The sequence below is a fragment of the Rothia sp. HMSC072B03 genome, assembly GCF_001809565.1.
GTDB lineage: Bacteria > Actinomycetota > Actinomycetes > Actinomycetales > Micrococcaceae > Rothia > Rothia mucilaginosa_A.
Map to the genome: position 1 here is coordinate 212,433 of NZ_KV797968.1, position 6,001 is coordinate 218,433.

The window sequence follows — 6,001 nt, forward strand, 5'->3', positions numbered from 1 at the left end:
AGCTAACCCTCTCAACCCTAGCGGCCGGTGCCACCGTACACGGTAGCCTCGCCCTCGGTGTCCAGACCGAACGCGGTATGCACCGCGCGAACGGCCTCATCCAACTTGCTCAGCTCGGTAATCACCGAAATACGAATCTCAGAGGTCGAAATCATGTCGATGTTCACGCCCGCCGAGGACAGAGCCTCGAAGAAGGTGAACGAAACGCCGGGGTTGGTCTTCATGCCCGCGCCAACCAGCGACAGCTTGCCGACCGACTCGTTGTAGATAACCTCCTGGAAGCCCAGCTCGGCCTTGGCATCCTCCAGCGCCTTCAGCGCGGTGGGGCCCTGTGCCTGGTTCAGGGTGAAGGAAATATCGGTCACGCCGGGGCGGTCGGTGGGAACGTTCTGAACGATCATGTCCAGGTTCACCTTCGCCTCGTTAATCAGGCCGAACACCTTAGCGGCCGAACCGGGAACGTCCGGAACGCCAACAACGGTAATCTTTGCGCGGGTGCGATCGTGCGCGACACCGGAAATCAAGGGCTGCTCCAAGGGAATCTCCTTCAGATGAATGGGGGTCAGTTCCGCGGACTCCTCCGGAACCACGATAGTGCCTTCAAGGTCCGAGAACGAAGAACGCACGTGAAGCTTCAAGTTAAAACGACGAGCATACTCGACGCTACGCAGGTGCAGAATCTTTGCACCGTTCGCCGCCATCTCCAGCATCTCCTCGCTGGTGATGGTATCCAGCTTGTGCGCGGTCGGCACGATGCGCGGGTCGGCGGTGAACACGCCGTCCACGTCCGAGTAAATCTCGCACACATCGGCGTTCAGCGCGGCGGCCAGCGCAACGGCGGTCGTATCGGAACCGCCGCGGCCCAGGGTCGTAATGTCGCCACTCTGACGGTTCATGCCCTGGAAACCGGCCACAATCGCGATATTTCCGGCCTCGACGGACTCACGGATGCGATCGGGGCGAACCTCCACGAGGCGCGCCGAACCGTGCACGCCGTCGGTAATCATGCCAGCCTGCGAACCGGTGAAGGACTGCGCCTTAGCGCCCAGGTCGTTAATGGCCATCGACAGGACGGCGGTCGAAATGCGTTCACCGGCGGTCAGCAGCATGTCCAGCTCACGCGAGGGAACGACATTGCTGGTGACCTCTGCGGCAAGGTCGAGCAGCTCATCGGTGGTGTCACCCATAGCGGACACCACGACGACCACATCGTTACCTGCCTTCTGAGTGTCCACGACGCGGCGGGCTACGCGCTTGACGCCCTCCGCATCCGCTACGGAGGAACCGCCGAACTTTTGGACGATCAGGCTCATAGAATTCTCCAGGTCTGTTATATCTGTGCCGCCGGCAGAGCGCCGGCTCCTCACCTATAGTAGACGGCGTTCAGGCCGGGCGGCTAACTTACCAGCCGTGTGTATTGACTTGTGGAATATTACCGAATGTTACGCGGGTCGTGGCGGGCCCGGGAGCGCGAACCCTACCGCGCACGTACTAGTGGTGGAAGGCTAGGTCCACGGGTTCACGTAAGTCACGCCCGGCAGCGGCGGAACGTCCGGCTTCGGGGTGCGTAACGGGGCGTTCTGAATCGAGCGGATGCGCTCCTCGTAGTCGGCGCTGCGGAACACCTCGTGAGCCTCCTCGGGCTCTTCGGGGTTCTCGGAGGCAACGGAGCCCTGGGAAACGGTGGGGTCCTCGGGGCTTTCGGACGTCTCAGGGTTTTCGGGTGTTTCGGCGTTCTCCGCTGCGGGTTCCTTGGCGGCGGGTTCGGCCTCGGGGGCCTCAGCCTCGCCGTCTACGGCGGCCGAAGCCTCCCCGCCGTCCTGCAGGACCCGTTCGATGAGCTGCTCATCTACCGTGGCCTGCACGCCGGCGGGCGCGGGAGCCTCACCGGCGGGAGTGCCCGGTGCCTCCAGGTCGTCGAACATGCTGGAGTTCCAGCGGCGGCGGCTCTGCTTCGCCTCCTCGGCACGCACCGCGGCGGCCTGCTCGCGCTCCTGTTCTTCCTCGCGGTTAGCCCGCTCAAAATCCTCGGCGGCGGTGTGAACCGCGGCGGTGCCCTCGCTGATCACGCGGCGACCCTCCAGCGCGCGGCCCAGGGTGATTTCGTCGGCATACTCCAGATCGCCGCCCACCGGCAGGCCCGAGGCCAGGCGCGACAGGCGCACACCCAGCGGCACGAGCATGCGCGAGAGGTAGGTTGCGGTCGCCTCACCCTCAAGGTTCGGGTCCATCGCCAGAATAATCTCCTGGATGCGCTCATCCGCCAGGCGGGATACCAGCTCGCGGATGCGCAACTGCTCCGGGCCCACGCCCGCCAGCGGGTTAATAGCCCCGCCGAGCACGTGGTAGCGGCCGGTGAAGGAACGGGTGCGCTCAATCGCCACGACGTCCTTGGACTCCTCGACCACGCACAGCACCGACGGGTCGCGGCGCTCGTCGCGGCAGATGGGGCACAGCTTCGTCTCGGAGACGTTGCCGCACTCCTCGCAGAAGCTCACGCTGGTCTTCACCGTGGAAATCGCGTTGGCCAGGCGCGCCATATCGGCGGCGTCAGCGTTCAGGATGTGAAAAGCGATGCGCTGAGCCGACTTGGGGCCCACGCCGGGGAGGCGTCCGAGCTCGTCAATGAGGTTTTGTACTGCACCCTCGTACATGCTTCTCCAATCTGCCGTGGTCCGCGGTGAGTGTCTAGGATACTCCGCGTGGGGGCCGCTTCGGTACCAGTGTGGCCCAACCCCCTGACAGCTTAACGGGGATTCGGGCAGAAAAATGCCCGCCGGCACCGAAAAATCGTGTAATTCTCGGCGCCGGCGGGTGCGTTGGACGCGTTGGGCGGCTCATCGGAACGACCGGCCGAAACGCGTGCCCTTGGGGGTCTAGCCCTGGTGCAGGGGGCGCTCGTCGATGACGGTGCCGCCGATGATCTTCTCGATGGCCCGCAGGCCGATGAAGGTGCTGTTTTCGACCTTCTCGTCGTCCTCCGAGATGTAGTCCTCCTCGGTCACGACGTGCACGGGCTTCGTGGGCACCACCTCGGATGAGGCGGGCTCGGCGGGAGACTCAGGCTCGGTAACCGGTTCAGAAGCCGACTCATTGGCCGGCGCCGGGGCCAGAGGACCCGCCGCCAGAGGACCGGCGGCCAGGGGTCCTGCCGCCAGGGGGCCTGCCGCCAGAGGACCAGCGGGCGCAATCGGCTCAGCCGCGGGAGCCGCCGCCTCGGGGGCCTCGGGCATTGCTTCGGCCGGTTCGTTGTAAGAGGGCTCCGCATCATAGAGCGGCTCGTCCTCGAACGGAGGCTCCTGCGCATCGCTACGACCGGGGGCCTCCTGCGGAACCCCGCTGCCGGAAGCCGCGAAGGAATCGCGCTCGCCAAAGCCGCCGGCCGGAGCATCCGTGCCGGGCGGAGAGAGCGGTCCTGCGTGGGGGCTCGGCTCAGGCTGGGCCGGGGGCACCTGCGCGGGGAAAGACTCTGCGGGGGAGGGTTCCACGGCGGCCGCGGGCGCAGCCTCCTCGCTCTGCGGGATGGGTGCCACGTCCCAGGCGCCCAGGGGCGCATCCACGCTGGTGGCTGCCGGAGCCGCGGCGTCGTTCACCGGCTGACCGTGGCGACGCCACGCATCCTCACCGCCGCGGGGGCCCTCCGCCAGAGGTGCGGCGGGCTGCTGGGGAGCCGGCGCGGCGGGCTGAGCCTCCCGCTGGGGTACAGGGGCGCCCGGCTTGAGGGGCTCGCCGGGCTTGACGACCTCGGCGTGAATCGTCACGGGGCCGCGCAGGAACTCGCTCACGCGGGCGGTCAGCTCGGGGACGTAGCCCTTGACCGCGCGCAGGGTTGCGATATCGGCGCGCACGTAGAGCACGGTGCCCTCCATACGGGCGGGGTAAACCTTCGCCAGCTGCTCCGCGGAACCCGGAACGCTCATTCGGTTAAGGATGGCACGCCAATTGCCCTGGACCGCCGCTAGCGGGTCATTCGGATTAAGCTTCAAAGGCGCTGAGGGCGTACCCTCCGGAGCGGCATCAGCTGCAGGGGAAGCCGGGGCATTAGGCGCCGTCGGGGTGGTACCCGCCAGGGGCGCACCGACCGGAGCGGCAGGAGGCCGAGTCGAAGGTGCCTGCGCTGCCGGGGCCAGGGGCGCAGAGCTAAGCGGCCCACCGGCCAGTGGGGGAGCACCCGCCCCAGCCTGCTGAGAGCCGCCCTGCTGAGCCGCCTCCTGAACCGACGCGCTAGGAGCCTGCGCGTTAGGCGCCTGAGTCTTAGGGGTCAGGCCTGCCGCAGCCATGCCCGCCGCACGCGCGGCCGACATACCTGCCGGGGCCTGAGAACCGGTCTGCACGCTTGCCGGGGCGGAACCACCGGCGGCCACGCGACGCTCCAACACCTGCAGGCGCGAGGCCAGCGCCGCAACCTCCGCGCCGTTCGCCGAGCCCTCCTCCACCGGCAGAAGCAGGCGGGCGCACAGCAACTCCAGCTGAAGCTGCGGGTTAGCGGTGCCCGTCATACCGTTCAGTGCATCGTTGACGGTTCCCGCCGCCAGGGTCAGTTCGCGCTCGGTCAGCGCCTGAGCCTGAGCGGCCAGGCGCTCCAGCTGATCCTGTGGAACGCCCTGCAGAATCTGCGCGGCCGATTGCGGAACGGCCTTCACCACAATCAAATCGCGCAGACGCTCCAGCAAATCCTCCACAAAACGGCGAGGATCCTGACCGGTCGCCACCACGCGAGACACCGCGCCAAACAGCGTTGACGCCTCCCTGGCGCCCAGCGCCTCTACGACCTCATCCAGCAACTGGGCGTGCGTGTAGCCCAGCAGGGCCACCGCAAGGTCGTACTCAATACCCTTCTCGGAGGACGCACCAGCCATCAGCTGATCAAGAATCGACAGCGAATCACGCACCGAGCCACCGCCGGCACGAATCACCAGCTGCAGCACGCCCGGCTCCACCGCCACCTGCTCCTGGTCGCACAGGGACTGCAGATACGGCAAAAGAACCTCCGGCGGCACCAGGCGGAACGGGTAGTGGTGGGTACGCGAACGAATCGTGCCCAGCACCTTATTCGGCTCGGTCGTCGCGAAGATGAACTTCACGTGCTCCGGCGGCTCCTCCACAATCTTCAGCAGGGCGTTAAAACCCTCGCGGGTGACCATGTGGGCCTCGTCAATAATGAAAATCTTGTAGCGGTCACGCACCGGCGCCAGGGTCGCGCGCTCGCGCAGGTCACGGGCGTGGTCCACACCACCGTGGCTCGCCGCGTCCATCTCAATCACGTCGAGGGAACCGCCGCCGTCACGCGAAAGCTCACGGCACGAATCGCATACGCCGCACGGGGTGGGGGTCGGGCCCTGCGCGCAGTTCAGGCAGCGCGCCAGAATACGGGCCGAGGTGGTCTTACCGCAGCCGCGCGGTCCGGAGAAAAGGTAGGCGTGGTTGACGCGGTTTTTCTCCAGGGCCGTCATGAGGGGCACGGTAACCTGCTCCTGCCCGATGACCTCGGCGAAGGTCTCGGGGCGGTAACGACGATAAAGGGCAGTGCTCACGGCAACCTCTTAAGCTCGGGGATGCGGATAGGACAGTCCCTACCATTTTAGACGCTTTACCCCGCGCCCGAGCGGCCCGCCGTCACCGCCCGGCGAACCCCCGCCGGAGGTTCGGGTGCGGTGTTTGCACGGGCTCTGTTCAAGGGTGCGCGACGGGGTGCCGCGAGGATGCGCCGGCCCGCAACCACCGCGCGTTCGCCCCGAGTTCCCAACGCGCCAAAAATCCGGTACACTGGTTCTTGCCTCTTACGTGGCGTTATCTTGGAAAACTCCCCCAGGACCGGAAGGTAGCAAGGGTATTCGAGCTATGACGGGTGCGTAAGAGGTTTTTCTATGCCCGAAAACAAGCCTTTCTCCTGAGAATGTGCACCCGTCATATGCACTACGTGCCCGCTCCGCTGGCGCTTCGCGGCTTCGAATCCGGATTTGATTCTTCGCGCGCTCAGAATCCGGATTCTCAGCGGGTG

At 66.3% G+C, this 6,001-nt stretch carries 3 protein-coding genes and 1 other RNA gene; 1 reads left to right on the forward strand and 3 read right to left on the reverse strand.

Going from position 1 to position 6,001, the window contains the following annotated elements:
- Positions 1 to 17: 17 nt before the first annotated feature.
- The 3 genes from HMPREF2630_RS03135 to HMPREF2630_RS03145 all read right to left on the reverse strand — a co-directional run bounded on the left by HMPREF2630_RS03135 (position 18) and on the right by HMPREF2630_RS03145 (position 5,534).
- Positions 18 to 1,313: an aspartate kinase gene (locus tag HMPREF2630_RS03135; protein ID WP_049333969.1), complete on the reverse strand. Its 1,296-nt coding sequence runs from the start codon at positions 1,311 to 1,313 to the stop codon at positions 18 to 20.
- Between the two features lie 192 nt (positions 1,314 to 1,505).
- Positions 1,506 to 2,654, reverse strand: a complete 1,149-nt coding sequence (recR, locus tag HMPREF2630_RS03140; protein WP_070483335.1) for a recombination mediator RecR — start codon at positions 2,652 to 2,654, stop codon at positions 1,506 to 1,508.
- 222 nt (positions 2,655 to 2,876) lie between these two features.
- Positions 2,877 to 5,534 carry a DNA polymerase III subunit gamma and tau gene (locus HMPREF2630_RS03145; RefSeq protein ID WP_070483337.1) on the reverse strand — a complete coding sequence of 886 codons (2,658 nt, stop codon included), beginning with the start codon at positions 5,532 to 5,534 and terminating at the stop codon, positions 2,877 to 2,879.
- Between the two features lie 237 nt (positions 5,535 to 5,771).
- Here HMPREF2630_RS03145 and ffs point away from each other — a divergent pair.
- Positions 5,772 to 5,868, forward strand: an RNA gene (gene ffs / locus HMPREF2630_RS03150) — signal recognition particle sRNA small type.
- The last annotated feature ends 133 nt before the right edge of the window (positions 5,869 to 6,001 follow it).

Bases quoted from the DNA above. Each gene is read 5' to 3' on its own strand.
- HMPREF2630_RS03135 (WP_049333969.1), bottom strand. From the start codon at position 1,313: ATGAGCCTGATCGTCCAAAAGTTCGGCGGTTCCTCCGTAGCGGATGCG.
- recR (WP_070483335.1), bottom strand. From the start codon at position 2,654: ATGTACGAGGGTGCAGTACAAAACCTCATTGACGAGCTCGGACGCCTC.